22 protein-coding genes and 1 pseudogene are annotated in these 24,038 nt (G+C 72.9%); 10 read left to right on the top strand and 13 right to left on the bottom strand.

The features are described 5' to 3' along the window. Window positions 1–7: 7 nt before the first annotated feature. The 6 genes and pseudogenes from ACFPZN_RS20465 to ACFPZN_RS20440 form a co-directional block, all read right to left on the bottom strand. A complete protein-coding gene (locus ACFPZN_RS20465) occupies window positions 8–1,609 on the bottom strand; it encodes a DHA2 family efflux MFS transporter permease subunit (RefSeq protein ID WP_378283643.1) in 1,602 nt (533 codons plus the stop codon). Window positions 1,610–1,780: 171 nt separating this feature from the next. Beyond that, window positions 1,781–2,410: a GOLPH3/VPS74 family protein gene (locus ACFPZN_RS20460; protein ID WP_378283642.1), complete on the bottom strand. Its 630-nt coding sequence runs from the start codon at window positions 2,408–2,410 to the stop codon at window positions 1,781–1,783. Window positions 2,411–2,539: 129 nt separating this feature from the next. Then, window positions 2,540–2,776 (bottom strand): annotated as a pseudogene (locus ACFPZN_RS20455) (type II toxin-antitoxin system antitoxin); the annotation flags it as partial. A 3-nt stretch (window positions 2,777–2,779) separates the two neighbouring features. Beyond that, window positions 2,780–3,715, bottom strand: a complete 936-nt coding sequence (locus ACFPZN_RS20450) for an SPFH domain-containing protein (RefSeq protein WP_378283641.1) — start codon at window positions 3,713–3,715, stop codon at window positions 2,780–2,782. Window positions 3,716–3,763: 48 nt separating this feature from the next. Further along, the gene (locus ACFPZN_RS20445) at window positions 3,764–5,365 is read right to left on the bottom strand and encodes an MFS transporter (protein ID WP_378283640.1); all 1,602 of its coding nucleotides are present in this window, start codon (window positions 5,363–5,365) and stop codon (window positions 3,764–3,766) included. Between the two features lie 72 nt (window positions 5,366–5,437). After that, complete coding sequence (locus tag ACFPZN_RS20440; RefSeq protein WP_378283639.1) at window positions 5,438–8,515, bottom strand: AfsR/SARP family transcriptional regulator; 3,078 nt, start codon at window positions 8,513–8,515, stop codon at window positions 5,438–5,440. 61 nt (window positions 8,516–8,576) lie between these two features. Here ACFPZN_RS20440 and ACFPZN_RS20435 point away from each other — a divergent pair, with 61 nt between their 5' ends. Further along, window positions 8,577–9,008, top strand: coding sequence for a limonene-1,2-epoxide hydrolase family protein (locus tag ACFPZN_RS20435; RefSeq protein WP_378283638.1), 432 nt, complete (start codon window positions 8,577–8,579; stop codon window positions 9,006–9,008). On the opposite strand, the gene ACFPZN_RS20430 is transcribed toward ACFPZN_RS20435, so the two are convergent. Further along, window positions 8,981–9,430: a hypothetical protein gene (locus tag ACFPZN_RS20430; protein ID WP_378283637.1), complete on the bottom strand. Its 450-nt coding sequence runs from the start codon at window positions 9,428–9,430 to the stop codon at window positions 8,981–8,983. The two genes, ACFPZN_RS20435 and ACFPZN_RS20430, sit on opposite strands and share 28 nt — an antisense overlap. Window positions 9,431–9,454: 24 nt before the next feature. Between ACFPZN_RS20430 and ACFPZN_RS20425 the strand changes: the two genes are divergently transcribed. Beyond that, the gene (locus ACFPZN_RS20425; RefSeq protein WP_378283635.1) at window positions 9,455–9,610 is read left to right on the top strand and encodes a hypothetical protein; all 156 of its coding nucleotides are present in this window, start codon (window positions 9,455–9,457) and stop codon (window positions 9,608–9,610) included. Window positions 9,611–9,694: 84 nt separating this feature from the next. Here the strand turns inward: ACFPZN_RS20425 and ACFPZN_RS20420 are convergent, their stop codons facing one another. The 4 genes from ACFPZN_RS20420 to ACFPZN_RS20405 are packed head-to-tail and all read right to left on the bottom strand — an operon-like array spanning window position 9,695 to window position 11,348. Beyond that, a complete protein-coding gene (locus ACFPZN_RS20420) occupies window positions 9,695–10,075 on the bottom strand; it encodes a GntR family transcriptional regulator (RefSeq protein ID WP_378283634.1) in 381 nt (126 codons plus the stop codon). Further along, window positions 10,072–10,875 (bottom strand): hypothetical protein, encoded by an 804-nt coding sequence (locus ACFPZN_RS20415; RefSeq protein WP_378283633.1) that lies wholly within the window; start codon window positions 10,873–10,875, stop codon window positions 10,072–10,074. Before ACFPZN_RS20415 ends, ACFPZN_RS20420 begins: the two co-directional genes overlap by 4 nt. Next, a complete protein-coding gene (locus ACFPZN_RS20410) occupies window positions 10,803–11,144 on the bottom strand; it encodes a site-specific integrase (protein WP_378283632.1) in 342 nt (113 codons plus the stop codon). Before ACFPZN_RS20410 ends, ACFPZN_RS20415 begins: the two co-directional genes overlap by 73 nt. 39 nt (window positions 11,145–11,183) lie before the next feature. Then, on the bottom strand, window positions 11,184–11,348 hold the full coding sequence (locus ACFPZN_RS20405; protein ID WP_378283631.1) for a hypothetical protein: 165 nt from the start codon (window positions 11,346–11,348) through the stop codon (window positions 11,184–11,186). A gap of 237 nt (window positions 11,349–11,585) precedes the next feature. Here ACFPZN_RS20405 and ACFPZN_RS20400 point away from each other — a divergent pair, with 237 nt between their 5' ends. Together ACFPZN_RS20400 and ACFPZN_RS20395 are read left to right on the top strand one after the other, a co-directional pair. After that, a complete protein-coding gene (locus tag ACFPZN_RS20400) occupies window positions 11,586–12,248 on the top strand; it encodes a hypothetical protein (RefSeq protein WP_378283630.1) in 663 nt (220 codons plus the stop codon). A 125-nt stretch (window positions 12,249–12,373) separates the two neighbouring features. Continuing rightward, window positions 12,374–13,735 carry an erythromycin esterase family protein gene (locus ACFPZN_RS20395; protein ID WP_378283629.1) on the top strand — a complete coding sequence of 454 codons (1,362 nt, stop codon included), beginning with the start codon at window positions 12,374–12,376 and terminating at the stop codon, window positions 13,733–13,735. A gap of 3 nt (window positions 13,736–13,738) precedes the next feature. Here the strand turns inward: ACFPZN_RS20395 and ACFPZN_RS20390 are convergent, their stop codons facing one another. Beyond that, window positions 13,739–14,695, bottom strand: coding sequence for a LysR family transcriptional regulator (locus tag ACFPZN_RS20390; RefSeq protein WP_378283628.1), 957 nt, complete (start codon window positions 14,693–14,695; stop codon window positions 13,739–13,741). Window positions 14,696–14,784: 89 nt separating this feature from the next. Here ACFPZN_RS20390 and ACFPZN_RS20385 point away from each other — a divergent pair, with 89 nt between their 5' ends. The 5 genes from ACFPZN_RS20385 to ACFPZN_RS20365 all read left to right on the top strand — a co-directional run bounded on the left by ACFPZN_RS20385 (window position 14,785) and on the right by ACFPZN_RS20365 (window position 22,191). After that, window positions 14,785–15,414: an ATP-dependent Clp protease proteolytic subunit gene (locus ACFPZN_RS20385; RefSeq protein WP_378283627.1), complete on the top strand. Its 630-nt coding sequence runs from the start codon at window positions 14,785–14,787 to the stop codon at window positions 15,412–15,414. A 139-nt stretch (window positions 15,415–15,553) separates the two neighbouring features. Beyond that, complete coding sequence (locus ACFPZN_RS20380) at window positions 15,554–16,768, top strand: hypothetical protein (RefSeq protein ID WP_378283626.1); 1,215 nt, start codon at window positions 15,554–15,556, stop codon at window positions 16,766–16,768. A gap of 25 nt (window positions 16,769–16,793) precedes the next feature. Then, on the top strand, window positions 16,794–19,724 hold the full coding sequence (locus ACFPZN_RS20375) for a DEAD/DEAH box helicase (protein ID WP_378283624.1): 2,931 nt from the start codon (window positions 16,794–16,796) through the stop codon (window positions 19,722–19,724). Beyond that, window positions 19,721–20,896: a hypothetical protein gene (locus ACFPZN_RS20370; RefSeq protein ID WP_378283623.1), complete on the top strand. Its 1,176-nt coding sequence runs from the start codon at window positions 19,721–19,723 to the stop codon at window positions 20,894–20,896. Before ACFPZN_RS20375 ends, ACFPZN_RS20370 begins: the two co-directional genes overlap by 4 nt. A gap of 53 nt (window positions 20,897–20,949) precedes the next feature. Beyond that, window positions 20,950–22,191, top strand: a complete 1,242-nt coding sequence (locus tag ACFPZN_RS20365; RefSeq protein ID WP_378283622.1) for an erythromycin esterase family protein — start codon at window positions 20,950–20,952, stop codon at window positions 22,189–22,191. A gap of 25 nt (window positions 22,192–22,216) precedes the next feature. Here ACFPZN_RS20365 and ACFPZN_RS20360 read toward each other — a convergent pair whose 3' ends face one another. Continuing rightward, window positions 22,217–22,666 (bottom strand): hypothetical protein, encoded by a 450-nt coding sequence (locus ACFPZN_RS20360; protein WP_378283621.1) that lies wholly within the window; start codon window positions 22,664–22,666, stop codon window positions 22,217–22,219. Between the two features lie 113 nt (window positions 22,667–22,779). Between ACFPZN_RS20360 and ACFPZN_RS20355 the strand changes: the two genes are divergently transcribed. Further along, window positions 22,780–23,850, top strand: coding sequence for an RNA ligase (ATP) (locus ACFPZN_RS20355; protein WP_378283620.1), 1,071 nt, complete (start codon window positions 22,780–22,782; stop codon window positions 23,848–23,850). Window positions 23,851–24,038 lie beyond the last annotated feature (188 nt).

Genomic DNA, 24,038 nt, shown 5'->3' with positions numbered 1-24,038 from the left:
GGACAGCCTAGGGCGCGCCTTTCTCGGCCGCACACGATTTTCCCCGCGGGGCCTTCTCCTCGGGGCCGTTGCCGGCCTTGCCTCCGTCCCGGACGCGGACCAGCCGGTTGGACAGGGAGGCGAAGGTGCAGATCAGGGAGGCCACCAGCAGCAGCGTGAACGCCCGCTGGTATCCGGCGACCAGATCGCCGATGGAGTCGCGCGACAGCCCCGCCGCCGCGCCCTGGTACAGCAGGTGCCGGTCGTCGCGGGCGAGCGCGGAGGCGGCCAGGGCCAGGCACAGCGCGGCGCTCAGCACGTTCCCGACGTTCACCAGCGACATCCGCAGCCCGTTGACGATGCCGAGCCGCTCGGTCGGGACGGTCGCCAGGATCGCGGCGGTGTTGCCGGTGGTGAACACCCCGCTGCCGATCGACACCAGCGCCAGGCACAGCGCGACCAGCCAGTACGGGGTGTGCCCGGACAGCAGCGGCAGCATCATCGCCAGCCCCGCGGAGGTGATCAGCGAACCGGCGACGGCGAGGGTGCGCGGGGCGACGCGCCGTCCCAGGAAGCCGCCCACCGGCGCGGCCACCATGCCCGCCAGCGGCCCGGGCAGCACGGCCAGCCCGGCCTGCGCGGGCGTCATGCCGCTGATCGCCTGCAGGAACAGCGCCAGCAGCAGCAGCGTCCCGAACCGGGCCAGGGTGTTGAACAGCGCGGCCAGCGAGCCCACCGTGAACCCGCGGTCGCCGAACAGCGCCAGGTCGACCAGCGGATGCCGGATCCGGCGCTGCCGGATCACGAACAGCGGGAACAGCAGCGCGCAGACCACGGCGCCCGCGATGGTCGCCGGACCGTTCCAGCCCCGGGACCCCGCCTCCGACAGCGCGATCACCAGCGCCCCCAGCCACCCGGTCAGCAGCACCGCGCCCAGCACGTCGATCGGTTCCCGCGCCCCGCGCGGCATCCGGGGCAGCGACAGGAACGCCCAGCCCAGCGCCAGCGCGCCGAGCGGGACGTTGAACCAGAACACCCACTGCCAGCCCGCCGACCCGGCGAGGTAGCCGCCGATCGAGGGCCCCAGCAGCGGGGCCGCGCCCAGCACGCCGAGGTAGACGCCCAGGCCCTGGCTGAGCCGGGCCGGCCCGAACGCCCAGGCGATGACGGCGGTCCCGTTGGCCAGCAGCACCGCCCCGCCGACGCCCTGCAGCACCCGCAGCGCGATCAGGGTCTCCACGTTCGGCGCGAACCCGGCCAGCAGGCTGGCCACGGTGAACGCGGCCAGGCCGCAGAGGTAGGTGCCGCGGCGGCCGAACACGTCGGCCATGCGGCCGAACACCACCAGCAGCGAGGTCTGGGTGAGCATGAAGGCCAGCAGCAGCCAGCCGGCCGCGGACGCGCTCGCGTCGAAGTGGCGGACCACCACCGGGAGCGCGATGTTGAGCGTGCTGATGTTGACGACGAGGAGGACCGTGCCGAGGCTGACCGCCGACAGCACCCGCCAGGGATTGCGGACCGGTGCTCCAGGTGTCCCGGATGTCTCGGGTTTTCCGGGTGTCCCGGCGCCGTCGCCCGTGCCCGAGGGGGGCGCCTCCGTTCCGCCGCCGCGCCGCTTGGCTCGCCGCACCGTCGCCCCTTCGTACGGGATATCCGGCAATGTCTATATATCGCGAACTTGCCGTCAATCCGGCATTATCCCCCAAACCCTTCGGGCGTCCCCGGGGCTCCCCGGCCCGAAGGCCCGGGCGGCGCGGCGAGTGCGGGGCCCGGGCACGGGGTTCGAGGCGGGGGAGGGCGGTCAGCCGCCGGAGGCGGCCGCCGCGTGGTAGGCCTGGATCACCTTGCGCACCGCGGGGGCGGCCGGGCCGGAACGCGCGGTCAGCTCCGCGATCCGGCGCTTGTGCCGCCGCCGGTCGGCCCCCGGCAGCACGGTCTTGAGCTCGCCCGCCGCCGCCAGCGCCACCGCCGCGGCGTCGTAGCTGTTGACGTGCGCGACCGGACGGCCGCGCAGCGCCGAGGACGCCCCGCCCCACAGCGTCTTGACCACCCGCGGATCCTTCACCGTGACCTCGTCGCAGGGGAAGAGGCCGAGCACCCGGCGGTGCCGCACCCGGATCCAGCCGCCGCCCGCCAGCTCATCCCGCACGGTCCGGACCATCGCCCGGCTGTCCTTGCGCACCCAGTACTGCCAGGAGCGCGGCCGGGACGAGGCGATCTGCGCGACCAGCCCGTACGGGTCGTCGCCGGGGGTGTCGGGCTTGGGCTTGCGCCGCTCCTCGGTGAGCCTCCCGTCCAGGTACAGCTCGGTGAGGGCGGCGGCGCGCAGCACGTAGCCGAGGCGGCTGCCCGACACCGCCAGGCGCTTCTTCTCCAGGTCGTAGGCCAGCAGGAACATCCTGGCCGGCAGGGATTCGGGGATCTCGACCATGACCTAATCCTCGTCCTCGTCCTCGCTCGTGCGCTCCCCCTCGTCGGGGGAGGCGGAAGTCCGGTCCCCGGAGGGCCGGTCCGCGGAGATCTCGTCTCCGGTGGGGCTCTCCGCGGAGGCGCCCTCGTCGGGGCCGTTCTCCGTCGCGGGTTCGTCCCCGGCGCCGGACCGGGGCTTGGACGGCCGGCCCGGCCGCCGCATCCGTCCGGCGGACCGGGGCATCCGCCCGGCGTCGCTCAGTGCCTGGCGCAGCAGGAACTCGATCTGCGCGTTGGTGCTGCGCAGCTCGTCCCCCGCCCAACGGGCCAGCGCGTCGTGCACGGCGGGGTCGAGCCGCAGCAGGATCTTCTTACGTTCGGAAGCCACAGGTCACTGGTAGAGCGAACCGGCGTTGACCACCGGCTGGGCGTCGCGGTCGGCGCACAGCACCACCAGCAGGTTGCTGACCATGGCGGCCTTGCGCTCCTCGTCCAGCTCGACCACGTTCTCCTCGTCGAGCCGCTCCAGGGCCAGCTGGACCATGCCGACCGCGCCCTCGACGATCCGCTGCCGGGCCGCCACCACCGCGCCGGCCTGCTGGCGGCGGAGCATGGCCTGGGCGATCTCCGGGGCGTAGGCCAGCCGGGTGATCCGCGACTCGATGATGGACACGCCCGCGGAGGCGACCCGCAGCGCCAGCTCCTCCGACAGCTTGCCGGTGATCTCGTCGGCGTTGTCGCGCAGCGAGAGCCGCTCGTGGGAGTCGTAGGGGAAGCTGCCGGCGATGTGCCGGACCGCGGCCTCGGTCTGGAAGGCCACGAACTCCACGAAGTCGTCGACCGCGAACTCGGCCAGGGCGGTGTCCTCGACCTGCCAGACGACCACCGCGGAGATCTCGATCGGGTTGCCGTCCAGGTCGTTGACCTTGGCCAGCCCGGTCTCGTGGTTGCGGATCCTGGTGGAGATCCGCTTGCGCTCGGTGATCGGGTTGACCCAGCGCAGCCCGTCGGTGCGGACCGTGCCGGTGTAGCGGCCGAGCAGCTGCAGCACCCGGGCCTCGCCGGGTGCGACCGGGGTCAGCCCGACGGCGACCACCACCGCGGCCACCGCCAGCAGCGAGCCGACGATGAGCCCGGCGGCGATGGCGGCGACGCCGCCGGGGGCGATCCCGATCAGGATCGCCGCCGCGCCCAGGGCGAGCAGCAGCAGGGCCAGGCCGAGCATGGGCCAGCCGCCCCGGTCGCGGGCGGGGCGCTCCGCGATGTCGGGACGGGGCAGCTCGGGCGGTGCCTCGGGGGTGAGTGCCATGGCGGCGGGATCATTCATCGCATCCTCCTTGCGCATGGCATCAATCTAGCAAAGTGATATCACTTTTTACAAGGCCCGCCCGGTCGGGACCTCCTCCCCGTCCGCCGCGCCCGGCTCCACGTGCTCGGGGATCACCTTGGGGACGCCGCGCAGCGCGACCAGCGCGAACACCGCGACCGCGGCCGCCAGCGCGGCACTGGTCAGCAGCGCCGCCTGCATGCCGTCCACGAACGCCCGCCCGGCCGCCCCGACGACGGCCTCCGCCAGCCGTCCCGGCAACCCGGCCGCGGCCTGCGCCGCCCCCGCCAGGGAGTCGCGCGCCGCGTCCTCGGCCCCCGGCGGCAGCCCGCCCGGCAGCTCCACGTTGTGGCGGTAGACGGCGTTCAGCACGCTGCCCAGCACCGCCATGCCCAGCGAACCGCCCAGCTCCATCCCCGTCTCGGAGATCGCCGACGCCGCGCCCGACCGGTCCCGCGGCACCGTGGCCAGCACGGTGTCGGCGGTGACCGTCATGACCATCCCGATGCCCAGGCCCGTCAGGAGCATCGGCCCCACCACCGCAGGGAAGTAGTCGACCTCCGTCCCGACCTGGGACAGCAGCGCGAACGCCGTCGCGCTCAGCGCCAGCCCCAGCCCCACCACGCGCGCCCGGCCCAGCGCCCCGATCAGCGGCGGGGCCAGCGCCGCGCCGCCGACCATCGCGCCCAGCGCGCCGGGCAGCCCGGCCAGCCCCGACTGCAGCGGCGACCAGCCCAGCACCAGCTGGAAGTACAGCGAGAAGATCAGCGACTGGGCGACCAGCGCGAACATCGCGAACATGTTGGTGACCACCGAGCCGGAGAACGCGACCCGCCGGAACAGCCGCACGTCGATCAGCGGGTCGTCCAGCCGCGTCTGCCGCACCGCGAACGCCGCCAGCGCCGCCGCCCCGCCCAGCGCGGCGCCGCCGACCTCCGCGCCCAGGCCGTGCGCCGCGGCCTCCTTGACCGCGTACACCACGCCGATCACCCCGGCGATCGACAGCGGGACGCTCAGCAGGTCCAGCCGCCCCGGGACCGGGCTGCGCGTCTCGGGCAGCACCGCCGACCCGGCGACCAGCACCACCGCCATGATCGGCACGTTGATGAGGAACACCGAGCCCCACCAGAAGTGGTCCAGCAGCGCGCCGCCGACCACCGGGCCCAGCCCGACCGCCAGCCCGCCGATCCCGCTGAACATCCCGATCGCCATCGTGCGCTCCTTGGGATCGGTGAAGACCCGGCGGATCAGCGACAGCGCCGAGGGCATCAGCGTCGCCCCCGCCACGCCCAGCAGGAACCGGGCGGCGATCAGCTGCTCGGCGCTGCCCGCGTACGCGGTGAGGGCGGAGGTGGCGCCGAACAGCGCGGTGCCGATGAGCAGCAGCCGCCGGTGCCCGATCCGGTCGCCGATCCCGCCCATCGTGATCAGCAGCCCGGCCAGGGCGAAGCCGTAGGCGTCGGCGATCCACAGGATCTGGGTGGCCGAGGGGCGCAGGTCGGCGGTCAGGTGGGGGATGGCCTGGTTCAGCGCGGTCAGGTCGAGCGTCGGCACCAGGACCAGCAGCAGGCAGATCCCGAACGTGGCCCACTTGCGGGACGCGGAGTAGCCCGCCGCCGGTGGGGGCGCGGGGGAGGTCGTCGTGTTCATGCCGGTCAGCGTCGTCGGCGGCGCTGACCGTCCGCGCACCGTTCACGCACCGCCGCTGACGGTGCCCGACGGTCAGGAGCCGAGGGCGGTCCGCACCGCCTCCTCGGCGGTCAGCGCGGCGCCGCGGGACCGGGCGGCCTCGTACGCGGCGTCCCCCAGCGCCTCCCGCGCCCCGGCCTCGATCCGCGCCAGGTCCGGATCGCCGTGCAGGGACGCCCCGCGCACCGCCGCGGCCGCCCCGACCAGCAGCCCGGCCCGCGGCGCGTCGCCCTCCAGCAGCACGACGGCCGCCATGCCCACGATCGCCTGCGCCTGGTGCGTGAACACCGGATGGTCGAACGTCAGCTCCAGCGCCTGCCGCATCCACGCCCGCGCCCCGGCCGCGTGCCCGTCGGCCAGCGCGATCCAGCCCAGCCCCGTGAGGACCGCCGCCCGCGTCGCCACCGTGATGAACCGCTCGGCGTGCACCCCGGCCAGCGCCTCGTCGTACAGCCGCCGCGCCTCGTCCACGTCGCCGCGCAGACGGGCGAGCTCGGCCAGGCCGTGGTGTGCCGTCGCCACCTTGTCGGGCGCACCCGCGCGGCGGGCCAGCTCACCGGCGCGCTCGTAGTCGGTGCGCGCGGTGCCCGGGTCGCCGCCGTTGACCAGCAGCGCGGCGCGGCGGCACAGCAGGTCGGCCTGGTCCTCCAGGGCGCCGATCTCGCCGGCCAGCTCCAGTGCCTCGTCCAGCAGCTCCACCGCCCGCGCCCGGTCGCCGCGCTGGTCGGCGATCTGGGCCAGCGGATCGAGGGAGTTGGCCATGCCCCACCGGTCGCCCAGCGCCCGGAACCCCTCCAGCGCCCGCAGGCTGAACATCTCGGCGTCGTCGATGTCGCCGCGGTACTGCGCCAGGAAGCTCTCGCTCATGTCGAGCAGCGCCCTGGACCAGGCGCCCCAGCCCTTCCGCAGCACGCGGGTGTCGACATCGGTGCGCTGGGGACCGGCGGTGAGCGCCCACATCACCAGGGTCGGCGGATAGGCGACCTGCCAGCGCAGCGCCGCCATCTTCTCCGTCGCCAGATCCAGCGCCGCCGTCGCCGCCGGGCCCGACACCCCGGCCGATATGGCGTTGGTCACGCACAGGATGTACTCCTCGTCGAAGCCCTCGGGCGGCTCCACGCCCACCGCCTCCAGGAGCTCGATCGACAGCGGCCCGCCCTCGATCCGCCCGCGCAGCCACCAGTACCACGACAGCGCCGCCACCAGCCGCAGCGCCGTCCCCCGGTCGGAGCGCACCGCCCGGCGCAGCGCGGCGTGCAGGTTCCCGTGGTCGGCCGCCAGCAGCGCCAGCCACTCCAGCTGCCCGGCCCCCCGCAGCCTGGGGTCGGCGTGCCGCGCGAAGTCGAGGAAGTACGCGGTGTGCGCGCGGCCGAACCGCTCCTCCTCGCCCGCCTCGGCGAGCCACTCGGCGCAGAACGCGTGCACCGTGCTGAGCATGCGGTAACGGGTCCCGTCGGTCTGGAGCAGGGACTTCTCCACCAGCCCGGCCAGCAGGTCGTCCACGTCGGCGTCCATCGCGCAGACCCGCTCGGCCGCCTCCAGCGTCGCGCCGCCCGCGAACACCGTCAGCCGCCGCGCCAGAGTCCGCTCGGCGTCGTCCAGCAGGTCCCAGCTCCACTCCACCACCGCGCGCAGCGTCTGGTGCCGCGGCGCCGCCGAGCGGTCGCCGCGCGACAGCAGCCGGAACCGGTCGTCCAGGCGCCGCGCGACCTCCTCCACCGGCAGCGACCGCAGCCGCGCCGCCGCCAGTTCGATCGCCAGCGGCAGGCCGTCCAGCGCCGCGCAGATGTGCGCGACGGCGCCCGCGTTGCCGGGCGTCACCGCGAAACCGGGCCGCACGGCGGCCGCCCGGTCGGCGAACAGCCGGACCGCCGGATACGTGGCCGCCTCGGCCGCCGCGGCACCGCCGGGCGGCAGCTCCAGCGGCGGCAGCGGCCGCAGCGCCTCCCCGGTGACGCCCAGCGCCTCCCGGCTGGTCGCCAGCACCCGCAGCGCGGGCAGCGCCCCCAGCAGCCGGTGCGCCAGCCGCGCCGCCGCGTCGATCACATGCTCGCAGTTGTCCAGGACGATCAGCATCCGCCGCCCGCCCAGCGCCGCGACCAGCCGCTCCAGCTCCTCCGTGTGCCGCCCGCCCGGCCGGATCGCGCCCTCCCGCAGCCCGAGCGCCCCCAGCACCGCCTTCGGCACCTCCGCGCCGTCGCCCACCGGGGACAGGTCGACGAAGCAGACCTCGCCCTCCTCGCGTCCCGCCGCCTCCAGCGCCAGCCGCGTCTTGCCCGCCCCGCCCGGACCCAGCAGCGTCACCAGCCGCCACTCGGCCAGCATCTTCCCGACCCGCCTCAGCTCCGCCTCGCGCCCGACGAAGCTGGTCAGCTGCGCGGGCAGCGCCGTCGCCGCCCTGGCGCCACCGCCTTCTCCGCGCAGGATCGCCAGATGGATCTCCGCCAGCTCGCCTGACGGGTCGGCGCCCAGCTCGGCGGCCAGCAGCCTGCGCGTCTCCTCGTAGAACTCCAGCGCCTCGGCCTGCCGCCCGCTCGCGTGCAGCGCCCGCATCAGCAGCCCCCGCGCCCGCTCCCGCAGCGGATGCGCCGCGATGAGCTCCGGCAGATCCCGCAGCGGGCCCGCGAAATCACCCGCGGCGATCTCCGCCTCCGCGCACGCCTCGACCGCCCCCGCCCGCGACTCCTCCAGCCGCGCCGCCTGCGCCGCCGCGAACGGCGCCGCGAGCCCGGCCAGCGCGGGACCGCGCCACAACCCCAGCGCCTCCCGCAGCACCGCCGCGTCGCCCCGCGCCTCCGCGACCAGCCGCTCGAACCGGTGGACGTCCACGTCCTCCCGCCGCACCGCCAGCCGGTACCCCGCCGGATGCCCCTCCACCAGGTCCGCGTCGCCCAGCCCCCGGCGCAGCCGCGACACCTGCGACTGCAGCGCGTTGGCGGCACCCGCCGGGGGCTCCTCCCCGTACAGCCCGTCGATCAGCCGCTCCGTGCCGACGACGTTGCCCGCGTCCAGCAGCAGCATCGCCAGCAGCGCCCGCACCCGCGGACCCCCCACCGCGACGGCCCGCCCGTCGCGGCACACCTCCACCGGACCCAGAACGCCGAACCGCATACCCCCGATTCTCCCGTATGGCGCGTTAGCGTTGAGCACCCCACAACCACCGGAGGAGCTCATGTCCACCGAGATCGTGACCGACTTCCTCTCGGCCCTCGAGGATCTCGACATCGACCGCGCCCTCGCCCTCGCCGACCCCGGCATCGTCTACCAGAACGTCCCGCTACCCCCGGCCCGCGGCATCAAGGCGTTCGAACGGCAGCTGCGCCTGCTGGAGCGCTACTGCACGGGGTTCGAGGCCCGCGTCCACAACATCGCCGCCAACGGCCCGGTCGTCCTCACCGAGCGCACCGACGTCATCGTCGTCGGCGCCTGGCGGACCGAGTTCTGGGTGTGCGGGCGCTACGAGGTCCGCGACGGCAAGATCACCGTCTGGAAGGACTACTTCGACTGGACGACGTTCATCGCCTCAGGCGTCAAGGGCCTCGTCCTGGCCGGCCTGAAGAGCCTCCAGAGCCGGCCTCACCAGTCGTCCCACGTGAAGTCCTGAGCGAGCTCGTCCCAGGGCAGCTCGTACATGCGGGCCGCCGCGTCCGGGTGGACCACCCGCTCGCCCGCGTCCTGGAACCACACCACCGCGAGCGAACTGGTCCACCAGTCGTCCTCGGCACGCGGCGTCGGCGGCCCGTCGAAGAACCCCATGCACTCCATCGCCGGCAGCAACTCGACGGGCTCACCGCGGAACCCGGTGGTCGGCCCCTCCTGGACCTCCCGCTCCGGCGGCACCACGTACACCGGCCGCATGAACCGCTCGCTCGCCCGCTCCGCCGCCCTCTTGATCGCACGGTCGTTGAACGTGGCCGTGGGCACGCCCTCGATCAGCCCGCCGTAGGTCATCCGCATCTCGACCACTTTCAGGCGGATCGTCCCGCGCCGGATCTCGACCGAGCAGATCTCATGAGCCTTCTCCATTCGCGGCATTATGGCCCCCGCCAGATGACCATGGAAACGTCCTCCAGCATCCGCACCCCGTCCCCGCCGGAGGCCTGCTCATCGCGGACGGCGTCCCAGGCGTACCGGCTCGTGGCGATGGCCAGGACCGCCGATCAGCTCACCGCGGCCGCCGAGGGCCTGCGGGAGCCGCCGTGCTGAGCCAGCAAGCCGTGCAGGAAGTCCGGCACCGCCGACCAGTCCGTTGGTCGAGCGGGCTGAGATAGCGGCGGCGTTCGTCGCAGATCACTGTGAGGCGGGGGCCGCTGCGTCGAAGGATCTCAGAGCGGCCTCGACGATGCGGAGCGCCTCGCTGCTGTCGATGCCAACGCTGGCCACGACGGCGGCATAGTCGGCGGCGGCTTGGAGGGCTCGTTCGCGGGCCTGCTCTCCGGCCGCTGACACGAACGAGCCGGCTCGCCCCCGGGTCTCGATCAGCCCGGCTTCCTCAAGCTCCCGGTAGGCCCGGCCGACCGTGTTGACGGCCAGGCCGAGGTCGGCCGCGAGCCGGCGGATGGTCGGCAGCCGGGAGCCCGCGGCCAGCGTGCGGTCCTGGATCTGACGGGCCAGCTGGGCCCGTAGCTGCTCGAACGGCGGTACCGGCGAGTCCGCGTCGATGACGATCACCGGGTGCCCACCACATCTCGCGCCATGGCCGCGGCACCCGGCGTCCTGAACCGGACAGTGATCAAGGCGAGCATGCCCAGCACCACGAAGCCGACGGAGGCGGCGTTCCACCAGCCGGGTGCGGAGCCGAACAGCAACACCACCGGCAGCGACCACAGCACGGTGGGCGTGGTGCTCTCGCGCGCGTCCTCGATGCGCATGATGACGTCGGCCGTCAGCGAGACCTCGTCCTCGGCCACGACCGGCCGGGCCAGCAACTCGCGCAGCTGCAGGGCCTCGCCGATGCCGACGCCGACCACGGCGACCAGCACCACGACGGCTGCGTACCGCGCGGTGCCCTCGCCGACGGCCAGTGAGCTCGCCCCCAGCGCGAACGCGCCGGCGAAGCTGCCGGCCACCAAGACGGCGTGCGGCCGTCCGAGCAGGGCCCGCCAGTCGGGCTGCACCAGATGTGCGGCTCGCCGCGCCAGTGCCGCCCCGGCCTGCCGGTCAACACGCCGTATCCAGGCGTCGAGCAACGCCCGGGCCAGCACCAGGGCGACGACCAACGCGCTCAGGGCCAGCACCAGCGTCGGCCGGTGCGATCTGGAACCGCCGAACGCCAACGCCAGCGCCGCCCCGGGGATCAGCACCGCCTGCAGGACACTGCCGAAGAGCCGCACCCGCTGCCGCACCGCCAGTCGCGCGGTCAGCAACGGCGTCGGCGGGCCGTCCCCGAGGCGGTGCATCAGCAGCCAGGTCTCCGCGTATCGGACGTCCACCGGCCGCGGCCCAGCGCCCGGCATGGGGTTCTTCGCCATGCCTCCTCCTTTGTCCCAAGCTTTGTATCAACATGCTGCGTCATAACTTGCGACAAAGTCAACCGGTCGACGGCGCGATGTAGCCCGAGCACCACAAGGGAGTTGGGCGCCCAGCGGCCGTGCCGGTCGACCGAGCGCAGCAGCCGCCCGGTGGTGATGCCGCGTTCGGCCAGGCACGCCGCCCACGCGGCCACGGGGGCGGTCAGCGGGTGGCCGCCGCGCGGGATGGCCACCACCTCGCCCTGGGCGTCCTGGACGGTCTTGGACATGCGGATGGTCACCCCAGCCCTTCGGCGGCCTCGGCGACGTCAGCTCCCGCACCCGGCCGCGGTGGTCAGGCCGCAGACCTCGACCATGGCGCGCAGCGCGTCGATGGTGACCGGCGACGCCGGTGCCCCCACCGCGATGGCCTGGCTCACCGAGTCCGGGGACCAGCCCCGGCCGCACGGCGCGGCCACGTACTCGGCCAGCATGGCGTCCGTCGCCGACAGCGGCGGTGCGGCCCGCCTCGGCGCACCCGGCTGGCCGCCTTCGAGACCGTCCTGCGCGTGGGCAGCTTCTGGCGCTCGGCTTGGACGGCCTCGGCGACAACACCCTGCGCCCAGCGCGCTGACCTGCGCTGACAGGCCGCTGATAGGGCTTGGACAGCGCGTGCGGGCTATCCATGGACGCGACCGACCGTCCGCGATCAGCCCGCAGGAGAGCACTCCATGGCGTACGACCACCCGCCCGCAAGCCACCGGCCCGCCGGGCCCGCCCCGAAACGGCCGGTCAGCGTCGTCATCGGCGGGTCGTTCTGCGTGCTCACCTGCGCGGCGTGGACCGTGCTCGTCGTCACCTGCCTGGTGCGCGCCGCGACCGACGCCGGGTACGGGCTGCTCTTCGCCGTCGGAGTCCTCGCGCTGCCCGTCGCCGTCATGGCCCTTCCCGCCGACCGCACGCTGCCGCGCTTCCTCGGGGCGCTGGGCCGGGCGTCCGAAGGAGGACGGCGCCTGGCGATCCTGATCCTCATCGCGCCGATGGCCGTGCTCGCCTTCGTCTTCGGCATCGATCCGGGCCGGTTGTTCGCGGGCGTCCTCTGGCTGGTCGCCGCCCTCCCGTGCCTGGTGTTCGCCTTCCTTGCGGGCCGGGCCGCCACCGCCCGCGGACGCGCCGACCTCGGCAGCGGCCGCATGGTCGCAGGGCCGGGAATCTTCGCGGGCGTCATCTCGACGTTCTTCGTGCTCGGTGTCGTGTTCGGGGACGACCCCTGGACCAACTGGATGCCGGTCGGGTTCGTCCTGGCCGCGCTCGGAATCGTGGCCGACGCGTTCTGGTCCTTTCCAGCCGCCGGCGCATACCTCCAAGCGCGGACCCCGGCACGCAGCGAATGACGCTCACAGGGTCTCTGTACGACGGTGGGGGTAGGGGACGAGTCGCCCTTGGGGGGACGCGGGGGGTCTGACTGTGCGGCGATCGTGGCGGCGGTCGGCAGGTACAGGACGAAGGGAGTCCCCCCATGGAACAGCGGAACAAGATGCGGATCGTCGCCCCCGTCATCGGGGCGGTGGTGTTGCTGTCGGGCGGTGTCGGGTTGGCCGCGCAGGCGGTGGCGGCCGAGGGTGGCGTGGCCGCTGCTCAGGCGCGGGGCGTTCAGGACTCGCGGGCGGTCACGGCCTGGGTGGAGCGGAACGCCGACCGGCTCCGTACCGTCGACCCGGCCGCGCCCCTGGACGACATGGAGTTCCTGCGCGGTTCGGTCGGGGACGCGGCGATCGTCGGGCTCGGGGAGCCGGCGCATCGGATCAGCGAGGTGACCGCCCTCAAGCACCGGTCCGTGCGGTACCTGGTGGAGCGGATGGGGTTCCGGTCCGTCGCCTGGGAGGGCGACTGGACGGTGGGCCTTGAGGTGGACGCCTACGTCCGGACCGGCAAGGGGGACGTGACCGCGCTCCTGAACCGCATGAGCCCTGCCTGGCAAACGCGGGAGACCGCCGACCTCCTCAACTGGATGCGCGACTACAACGAGGGGCGCAGGCCCGCGGACCAGGTGGGGTTCTTCGGGACGGAGTACTACACGACCTGGCTGCCCGCCTACGAGATGGTCGATCGCTACGTTGCCCGGGTCGCGCCCGGACGGCTGCCCGAACTGCGCAAGTACATGAAGGACATCCGCCCGAAGAAGCCCGACGCCTTCGCCCACGCCACGTGGTACAGGACCGAGGTCAAGGACAAGAAGCCCTACATCGCCGACGCTCGGCGGGTGTACGAGCTGGTGGACGGCCTGCACCACGGGGGCCAATCGCTGGCGTTGCACAGCGCGCGGCAGATCCTCTGGTTCTACGAGCACTACGACCTGCCCTGGGACCAGGCATACATCTCCCGGGACGCCCGTGCGGCCGAGAACCTGCGCTGGTGGCGCTCCTACAGCCGGGACAAGGTCGTCTACTGGGCGGCGAGCGCGCACAGTGCCGTCGCCCCCGATCTGAAGGTCACCGTCCCGCCCGGCCCGGACGTGGCGTGGCCCTCGGTCGGTTCGTACCTGCACCGCTGGTACGGGTCCGGCTACCGGTCGATCGGCTTCACCTTCGACCACGGGACGGTCGGCACCGACGCCGACGGGACGGTCACGGCGCCCCCGCCCGCCGCCGACTGGTTCGAGCGGCCGATTGGCCAGGCCAAGGGCTTCCGGCAATTCGCGATCGACCTGCGGAACCCCGCCCCGGCGCCGGTGCGCGAGTGGCTGCGTGCGCCCGTCAAGACCCGCGGCGTCACCGACGCCGAGAGCCCGCACGACTCGTTCATGAGCGGCGGCACGCTGGGGCAGTGGTTCGACGTGATCGTCCACCGGCATGAGGTCACGGCGGCGCGGCCGCTGTGAGGGTCAGAGCCGCTGGTTGAGGGCGGCGCGGTCCTCGTCGGGGAGCCAGGTCCCGTCCGGCGGCGCGTCCGGGTGGGGGAGCGCCCGGAGGAGCCGCGCCAGGCGGGGATCGCGGTTCTCGCGGTGCCAGACGATCGACCACACGTGCAGCGGCGTCGGCTCGACGATCGGGATCTGCCGCAGCCGCGGGTCGTGCGGCAGGTCGATGTCCTTCTCGCCCACGGCCACCGCGTGCCGCTCCCGCTGCAGCTGCCGCGCCGAGTCCCGGACGCCCACCGCGACGTCTCCGTACCGCACGGGCACGCCGAGGTCCTCGCTCAGCCGGGCGAGGTAGGCGCGCCACTCGTCGGCGCCGCCGGGGTCGGGCATCGCGATACCGGCCTCCCGGAGGTCGGCGACGCGCAGCGCGGGCCGGTCGGCGAGGGCGTGGCCCTCGAACGCGAACGCGTACATCGCCACCACCGTCACCGGCCGGTGCGCCAGCTCGGCGGGCCACGGCCGCGCGGCGTCGTGGACGCGGCCGAACGCGGCGTCGAGCTCCCGGTTCCGGACGGCGGGCAGCGCGTTGGCCAGGCCCTGCCGCATGCTGGGCTCGACGCCGAGGTCGGGTTCGCGCTCGGCGATCGCGCGCAGCAGCGCCAGCGGCGTGAAGCGCTCAGCGAACACGTCGACCCGCAGCGGCGCCAATGTCGCGGGCGCCGGGGGACGCACGGCGGCGACGGCGGCGTCGAACGCGGCGACCGCCTCCCGGGCCGGCGGCAGCAGGCGGTGCCCCGCGGCGGTCAACTCGACCCTGCGGGTCGTCCGCGCGAACAGGGGCGTGGCCAGGGCGTTCTCCAGTCGGCGAACACGCTTGGACAGCGCCTGCTGCGTCAGGAGCAGCCGGGCCGCGGCGCGTCCGAAGTGCAGCTCCTCGGCCGCGGCGACGAACGCGCGCAGCCCCTGGAGATCGGGTTCCATCCTCCCAGACTCGATTGACAACCTCTGGTTGTCAATCGGCCGTGAGCGGTTGTTGGACGCGTTTCCGGGGGCGCGGGTTATCTGGCGGCATGACGCTCCAGATGCTCCACTCGCCCGGCGAACCGTCGTCCCGCACCACCGAAGCCCCCAATCCGCCGCTGCTCGGCGAAGAGGTGTTCCAGCGGCTGCTGCGGCACCGCGTGATCGTCCTGGGCCGGCAGGTCGACGACGACATCGCCAACCGGATCTGCGCCGAGATGCTCCTGCTCTCCGCTGAGGACCGGCAGCGCGACATCCACCTCTACATCAACTCGCCCGGCGGCTCGGTCACGGCGGGCCTGGCCATTTACGACATCATGCAGTTCATCCCCAACGATGTCGCGACCCTCTCCATGGGCTTCACCGCGTCGATGGGCCAGTTCCTGCTGTGCGCGGGGACGCCGGGCAAGCGGTACGCGCTGCCGCACGCCAGCATCCTCATGCACCAGCCGTCGGGCGGGATCGCCGGAACGGCCTCCGACATCCGCATCCAGGCCGAGCACATGCGGTCGGTCAAGCACCTCGTCCAGGAACGCATCGCCCACCACACCGGCCAGCCGATCGAACGCATCGAGGCCGACTCCGACCGCGACCGCTACTACACGGCCGACGAGGCCCGCGCGTACGGCTTCGTCGACCACGTCGTCCAATCCGCCGACCACATCCTCGCCGCCCGCTGACAACGCCCGCCCGGCCGCCCCCGAAGGCGGCCGGGCCCCGCTCTTCCGGGCATTGCCCTTTCGTGAGGGGAGCCTTACCGGAATGCCGTGACGCGGCATTCGGCCACGGCGGAAGCGGGGATCTCGTTAGCATTTGTCCGTGCCCGCCTCGGAGAAGACACGGCGCAGCCTGTTCGAAGCCGGCGGAGGTACGTGCTCGATCTGCCGCAGATCACTGGTGATCGAAGAGCTCGATCCGCGGGGCAGGCCGTCCCATATCGCGGAGGCCGCCCATATCGTCGCCGAGAAGGTCGACGGACCGCGCGGAGAAGGGAGCAGGCCGGACGCCGTCAACGGGCTGCCGAATCTCATCCTGCTCTGCCCGTCCGATCACCGGCTCATCGACAAGCGCCCGGATCTCTGGCCGCTCGACAAGCTGCGGGCACTGAAACGGGAACACGAGTCATGGACGCTCGTCGCGTCGCGGCGTCCCCCGACCAGCCCGTCCGTTGTTCCGTACGAGCCGCCGCGCGCCCCCGGGATCAGGCCGGACGAGGTCGTCCGCGTCGACCGGGAGCCGTATCGGGTCGCGGGCCCCGGCGCCGAGGAGCGGATGGACGACGGGGCGACGGTCTGGTCCGAGGCGCCCCTCTTCGGCGAAGGCAGGCACCAGGGCCATTTCTGGCTGCGGCGGCTGGAAAGCACGCGGGAGACCCCGGCGGCCGGGGCCCTGCGCACGGCCGTCGCGGACGAGGTGGCCCTGCTCGACGACCTGGCGGGCACGGGCATACCGGGCATTCCGGTACTGCGCGCGGTGGAGATGACCGTGCACGTGGCCGCGATCGTCACCGGCCTTCCCGTGCGGACGTCGATCCGGGACGTCTTCAAGGACGGCCGCCCGCTCACCCGCGAGGAGATCGTGCTGTGCTGTGACGGGCTGCCCGCGTTGTGCGGGGCGCTCGGCGAGCTGCACGAGCGCGGCCTCGCCCATCGCCGCCTGGCCCCCGAGTCCGTCCTGATGAGCCGCGACGGCGCGCTGTCGTTGCGCGACGTCGGCGCGGCGACCGTCCCACCGCGCCCGGGGGAGCGTTCCGACCCGTTCCACGCGCCCGAACAGGGGAGTGGCGGCGGGCCACCGGGCCCTGCGACGGACGTGCATCGCCTGGCCAGGGTGATGTACGAGGTGCTGACCGGCAGGCGTCCGGGCCGCCGCGACCGCCACCCGTCCCCGTCCGCGCTGAATCCCGCCCTGCCGCCGGAGGCCGACCTCGTGCTCCTGCGCGCACTGGCGGCGGACCCGGCGGCCCGCGGAGAGATTCGGACCTTCGGGACGCGGCTGAAGGCGGCGGCCCGGGGCTCCCGCCCCCGCGGATGACCATTGCCACGAGAAGGGATGCCGTGTGACCAACCGGCCCGTCGAGCTGGACGGCCCGATAGGGATCGTGCCCTCGCTCAAGTTCAACGCGACCCTCCTGCGGCAGCGCGAGCGCTACCCGTTCCTGCCCGACGTCTCCGGGATCATCGGCGACCTGCGCGCCCTGGCGGCGCACGGGCCGGTCCCCGCCCGGGTCGCGCGCGGACGTAACGGAAGGGGCGACTACCTGAAGCTGTACGTCGACGGTCGGTACGTGCTGGACCTCAACGAGACCAAGCACCGCAACGGCTACTCGGTCACCGGGATATGGCCGATGGGCTTCACCGACCACGACCAGCTCGTCCGGGGCTCGCTCCAGCTGCTGACCACCGGCTGGATCTACCACCACCAGATCCGCGACCTCCCCTACGCGGGCCGGTCGGGCTGGGAGGACATCCAGGAGGAGTGGCGGTCGCTCCACCGGGAGGCGGCCCCGGGCGGCGCGGACCTCCTGGCCTCCCACGAGCGGTACCTCGACCGGCTCGAGGAGATCGTCACGACCGGCCGCCGTCTCGAACAGGAGGCCGCCGGGTCCGCGGCGGCCGTCCCGTACCGGCGGGTGGACGCCGCAGCCGCGCGCCGCCGCACCGCGCGCGCCGTCTACGACTTCCAGCTCGTCGGCGACCGGCTCCTGGCCGTCGGCACCCGCGTCCACGTGAGAGAGCACTCCGACCTGCAAGGACGGGTCGTCGACGCGCGCGGCACCGTGATCACCGTGCGCTTCGAGCGGCCGGTCGACTGGGCCAGGATCCCCGCCATGGGCGGCTTCGTGGAGTCGCCGGCGGTGACCGGGTTCGACAAGCAGTTGGAGGCCCTCGAGATCCTGCGCGAGCGGCGCGCGGCCAACCCCCACCTCCTGGACGTCCTCGCCGACGGCACCTTCACGCCGTTCCAGCCAGGGGCGGCGGCCGACGTCATGCCCGCGACGCGACTCGACGACAGCCAGCTCAGCGCGTTCCGCAAAGCCCTGGAGGCCCCCGACCTCGCGCTGATCCTCGGCCCGCCCGGAACGGGCAAGACCCGTACCATCGTCGAGGTCGCGCGGGCCGTGGCTGCGACGGGCAGGCGCGTGCTCATCACCTCCTACACCAACCGGGCGGTCGACAACGCGCTCAAGGAGCTGCCGGAGGACTCCCTGGTCCTGCTGCGCGCGGGACGTGAGGAGGGCGTCACCGCGGAGTGCGAGCACCTGACGATGGAGGCGCGGGCCGAGACCGTCCAAACGGAGATCCTCCAGCGGACCGAGGCGACCGCCCGGCATTACGACACCGCCGAAGGCGACGACTGGCTGCGCCAGCTCGACGCGGACCTCGCCGCGCTCACCGCCGCCGAGGCCACGGCACGGCAGGCCGCCGCGGCGTGGCAGGCCGAAGCCGACCGGTTCACCGCGCCGCTGCGGGCCCGCGCGGAAGCGCTCGCGGCGGACGAGGAACGGACCGGACACGCCCTCGCCGAAATCCGCGAGCGGGGCGAACGGCTCGTCCGCGCACGCGAGCGCGCGGACCGCAGGGCCGGCCTGACCCTGGTCGGATTCCTCTTCCGGGGAGGCGCGCGACGCGCCGCCGACCGCCTCGCCGAAGCCACCGCCGAACACGACCGGCTGACCGGCGTCCTGCACGGGGCCCGGGACGCCCGGCAGAGGGCGGAGGCCGAACTACGCCACGTCCGCGAGAACGCCCCCGAACTGGCCTCCCTCAGGCGAAGCGCGAACCAGGCCGAAGACGAGCGCCGTAAGCGAATGACCGCGACCCGCGACACCGCCGAAGCACTCCGCTCCACGATCGGCGGCGTCCCCGTGCCGCCCTCACCCGCCGCCGACCTCGGCGCCCTCGGAATCTTCCGCGACCACGCGGCCGGCGCGCTGGAACTGATGCGCCGCCGCGCCGCACTGCTCGCCGACTGGCGCGCCCAGCTCCTCCAGAACACCGAGCAGCTCTACCCCGAACTCGCCCGCTACGCCGACGTGATCGGCGCGACCTGCATCGGCACGGCGACCGCCGGAGCGCTCACCGGCCTCGACTTCGACCTCGCGATCGTCGACGAGGCCGGCCAGATCAGCACGCCCAACATGCTCGTCCCGCTGGTCCGGGCACGGCGCGCGCTCCTGGTCGGCGACCACCACCAGCTCGGGCCGTTCACCGACGACCGGATGCGCGCCTGGGCCGACCGCGAACGTCCCGAGGCCGCCGACCTCGTCGGCAGGAGCGGCTTCGAACTGCTCTTCCCCCGCACGCCTCCCGCGAACCGCGAGGTGCTGCGCTACCAGCGCAGGATGCCGCGGGTCGTGGCCCGGTTCATCTCGGACCAGTTCTACAACGGCTTCCTGGAGACCGACGTCGAACGCCCCCACCGCGACACCCTCTTCGCCAGCCCGCTCGCCTTCGTCGACACCTCCGGAGAACCGCAGCGGCGCCGCCACGACCGCCCGCCCCGGCCCGACGAACCCTGGGCCGAGCACGGCTGGGCCAACGACCTGGAGGCCCGCATCATCACCGAGATCGTGTCCTACTACCACCGCCACGACCCGGACTGGGCCGTGATCCTGCCGTTCCGCGCCCAGGTCGGCCTGGTCACCCAGCACCTGACGCGGCGGCTGGGCGCCCCCGACGCGGTGGCGGCCCGCGTCGGCACCGTCGACTCCTTCCAGGGCGGCGAACGGCGCCTCATCGTCTTCGGGTTCACCCGCAGCAACGCCTCCGGCAGGGTCGGCTTCCTGAACGACCTGCGCCGCTCCAACGTCGCGTTCTCCCGCCCCCGCAACCTCCTCGTCCTGGTCGGCGACACCTCCACGCTGCGCCGGGCCGACGACCCGGGCTTCCGCGCGGTGGCCGGGTCCCTGCTCGACCACGTCCGGACGAGCGGCGACCTGCGCCCGTGGCGCGAGATCGACCGGCTGCTGTCGGGGGAGGCCCGGTGAACGACGTCCTCTACCCGCCGAGCCGCGCCCTCGAACACGCCGCCGACCTGCCCGGCGTCCGCCCCCTCCGCATCCACCGGATCGGCGTCCCGCTGTTCGAGGTCGAGATCGACGCCCTCGTCCACGACGCCCAGCCCTACGACCTCCTCGACCGGTTCGTGGGCCGCGCGCTGGCCGACGCCGAACTGCGCTCGCCCGCCGAGATCGCCGACTTCCTCGGCCTCGCCCTGCCCATGGTGGACCGCGTCCTGCGCTTCCTCGGCAACGTCGGGCACCTGACCACCGCGCCGGACGGCACCCTCGTGCTCACCGACCTCGGGCGCCGCTCCGTCCAGGACGACAGGCGGTACGTCCCCAAGCGCGACCGTCAGAAGCTGTACTTCGACGGGGTGCGGGGCGAGGCGCTGCCCGCCGTCCACTACTCCCGGAGCGTCACCGTTCTCCGCCGGGACGAGGCAACCGACCAGAAGCTATTCCGGCTCCCCAAAGCCTGCGCCTTCCGCAACGACGCCGTCCACGCTCTCGCGGCCCGCCCCGACCGGACCGCCTACAACCTGCTGAGCGACTTCCTCGAAGTCACCCCGGTCGCCGTCGACGACGCCCACCTCCCCTGCTACCTGGTCCGCACCCAGACGCCGCGCGGCCTCGACCTCCTCGCCTACTCGGGCATCCCCGGCCTGCGCGACGAGCACCTCGAACGCCTCCTCCGCGGATGGCCCCTGATCGGCCAGCAGCTCGCCGTCGACGACGCCAACCACCAGGGCGACCCCCGCGACGAGTTCGGCGACTGGCTGCGCGAGCAGGGACTCGACCCCGACCTCCTGCGCTGGGTCGACCAGCCGCCGCGGCTGCGCCTAACCCTGCCCGCCTCCCGCTTCCACGACGTCCGCCCCAACACCCCGCGCCGAGGAACCTTCGGACTCACCCAGGTCGGCTCCTTCACGGCCCCCCGAGGCCAGGTCCTCCAGCTGTGGTGCGACGACGAACGCCTGCGCCGCGACGCCGCGTACGCCCGCGGCCTCCTCTACGCCACCTCGTCCCGCACACGCCAGGCCGACGAGGTCACCGAACTCCTCGACCGGATCTGCCGGCAACTAGAGATCGCCCCGCTCACCCTCGCCGACCTCCGCCGCCACGCCCGCACCGCCGGCCACCCCGACCTCCCCTTCTGAGACCGGTCACGTGACGGATGACGGCGCGGGCCCGCCCTCCTAGCGTCGGTCGTATGAGGGAGCTTCGGGCAGCGGTGACCGACTGGATCGAGAAAACGGCCCTTCCCTTGATCACAGTGGACGCCTCAGCACCACTCGACGACCTGCGTCCGCTGCTCGGGATGCTGGACCGCGCCTCGGTGGTGGGGTACGGCGGCGGGACGCGAGGGGCCCACGAGTTCTTCGCCATGCAACTGCGCATCGCCAGGCTCCTGGTCGGCGAAGCCGGTTTCCGCGCCATCGCGTTCGACCAGGACTGGACGCTCGGCGTCAGGCTCGACACTTTCGTCCGCACCGGCGCAGGCGACCCAAGAGCGCTCTTGAAGGAAGCCGACGCGTTCACCAACACGGCAGAGGTTCTCGCCCTCATCGAATGGATGCGGACTTTCAACGAGTCCCATCCGGACGACCCGGTGAGGTTCGTTGGAGTGAGCCCCGCCAGGCTCCAGAGGACGGCCTACGACGCGGTCACCGACTACGTCCACGCCACGGCTCCCCAGTACTCGGAATGGGTGGAGGAACAGCTCGCAGCCCTGCGCCCCGGCAAAGACCTCTATACACACATCGGACGCTTCCTCACACTCGCCGACAGGAAGGCCTGGATCGACAGCGCGCGCGCCGTCCACGACCAGGTGGCCGACCTTCCGGGCAACGCCTGGGCACTGCGGAACGCACGCCTGATCGTCCAGTTCTACGAGCTGCACGACCACGACCACAGGCCCGAGGACCCGTTCAACATGGCCTACATGGAGCGGGCTTTCGCCGAGAACATCGCCTGGTGGAACGGCCACTTCAAGCAGAAGGTGCTGTTCTGGTCGTCCAGCTCGCACTCCTCCAACGGTCCCGGCCGGGCCATAAGCTTCCCGCCGAAACCGATCCGGGCCTGCCCCAATGCGGGCAGCCACCTGAGGGAACGCCTCGGCACGGGATACGCCTCACTCGGCCTCACCTTCCACGACGGCGAGCTGGCCACCTACGCGGACACGACGACCTACAAAGTGCCGGGCGCCGCCCCCGAACTCGCGGAGTCGGTACTGAACGTCGAAGCCCTGGACGCTTACCTGCTGGACCTCACGCGCGCACGCCCCCGCCCAGTCGACGAGTGGCTTTCCCGCACCGCGAAGTTCCGCGCCATAGGACCGGTCTACGACCCGTCCAACGACGGTGCCCACCACATGACGGGCGGCTCACCCGCCGAATGGTTCGACGCCATCGTCCACATCCCCCGTGTCACACCCGCTCGCGTCGTGCCCTGAGACCTCCGGCCAGAGAGACGCACGCTCAGGCATATTCGCGCCGGAGCCTTTCCAATTCCTCGGTGATGCGCACCGCACGCCCTCGGGGTGGCCGGTCGTAGCTGCAGACGGCGACGAGCCTGACCTGGGTACGCCATCGGAAGCGCCGGTAGTGCAGCTTGGCGACGGGAAGGTAGGTGACCAGCAGAGGCGAGACTTCCTCCGCCAGAGTGATCTCCGAGATCTCCGACCAGGGCGTGAAACGAGTCATGAACATCGAGTGCTGGGTGAGACCTTCGGAGGTGACCGTCACCCGCTGAACCGCGCTCCGGACCACCGGGATCTGCCCGAGCGCCATGCTGCCCAGGACGGCGATCGCCTGCGCGGTCTCCATCAGCGGCAGCGTCGCGATACCGCCGGCCGCCATGAAGACCAGCATTTCGAGGATCACCACCGCGACCACACAGAAGAGCGGGCTGCGAAAAGTCCGCCGCATGCCCGGACCGTAACCCGTCCCGCTACCACCGACCAGAGGAGACGACGTTAAATACGTTGCCGGACGAGGCGGGACGTTGCGACCCTTGCCGGAAACTCACCGAAGGGACGGTCATGTCGACGCTGCGCGTGACGGCCGAGCGGCTGACGATTCACCCGCACGATAACGCCGACGCACTGGAACTCGCCCAGGTCGGGCTCTACCGGGCCGTGGTCGCCAAGGGGCAGTTCCGTACCGGCGACTGGGCCCTCTACATTCCCGAGGGCTCCCTCCTGCCGGACGAGTTGATCGCCGAACTGGGGCTGACCGGGAAGCTGGCCGGATCCTCCAAGAACCGCGTCAAGGCGGTGCGGCTGCGCGGCGAACTGTCCCAGGGCATCGTGTGCCTGCCCCAGGCCGTGAACGGCGTGGACCTCGCGAACGCGCAGGACCGCGACTTCGCCGGAGAACTGGGCGTCACCAAGTGGGTCCCGCCGATCCCCGTGCACATGGCCGGTGACGTGATACCCGCCGCCGACCTGATCCGCTGGGTCGAGATCGAGGACATCAAGCGCTACCCGTCCATCTTCGAGGCGGGCGAACCCGTGGTCGCCACGGAGAAGATCCACGGCTCCGCGTGCCTGTTCACGCTGGTCGGGGGAGAGGCGTTCGTGTCGTCCAAAGGGTTCGGCTCCAAGAGCCTGGCCCTGGCGCACAACCCGAAGAACCTCTACTGGCGCGCGATCGAGTCGTACGGCGTGGCGGACGCGGCCAGGCGCATCGCCGAGATCCTCAACGCCGACCGGGTCGGAGTGTTCGGCGAGGTGTTCGGCCGCGGCGTCCAGGACCTCGCCTACGGCGCGAACGCGACCGGCGAACGCGTCGGCTACGCGGTCTTCGACGTGGCGGTCGTGTCCCCCGAGGGCGTCAAGCGCTGGATCGACCAGGCCGACCTGCCCGATCTCCTCTCCAAGGTCGACCTCCCCGCCGTCCCGCGCCTCTACGAGGGGCCGTACGACGAGGCGGCCCTGATGGACCTGGCCAGCGGCCGCGAAACGGTGTCCGGCTCGTCGGCGCACCTGCGCGAGGGCCTGGTGGTACGCCCGGCCGCCGAACGCCGCAGCCCGGTGACCGGCGGCCGCGCGATCGCCAAGTTCGTCTCGCCCGCCTACCTCACCCGCAAGGGCGGCACCGAATACGAATGACACGCCCTCACTCCGCCCCGTACCGCAGTGCCGGTGCGGGGCGGAATTGTGGAACGGCGCCCGATAAGTCGCGGGCCTTGTATGGTTGGCACGCGCAGATGATCGTGGTCGAGCGAAATTCGCGCATTCCGTACGAGCAGCATGACCGATAATGAATTCCCGGTGAAGGGTTGGCGAAGCCCCGCCGC

It is taken from the genome of Actinomadura rugatobispora (assembly GCF_042656285.1).
Lineage (GTDB): Bacteria > Actinomycetota > Actinomycetes > Streptosporangiales > Streptosporangiaceae > Spirillospora > Spirillospora rugatobispora.
This window is presented reverse-complemented; position numbering and strand designations above follow the sequence as displayed.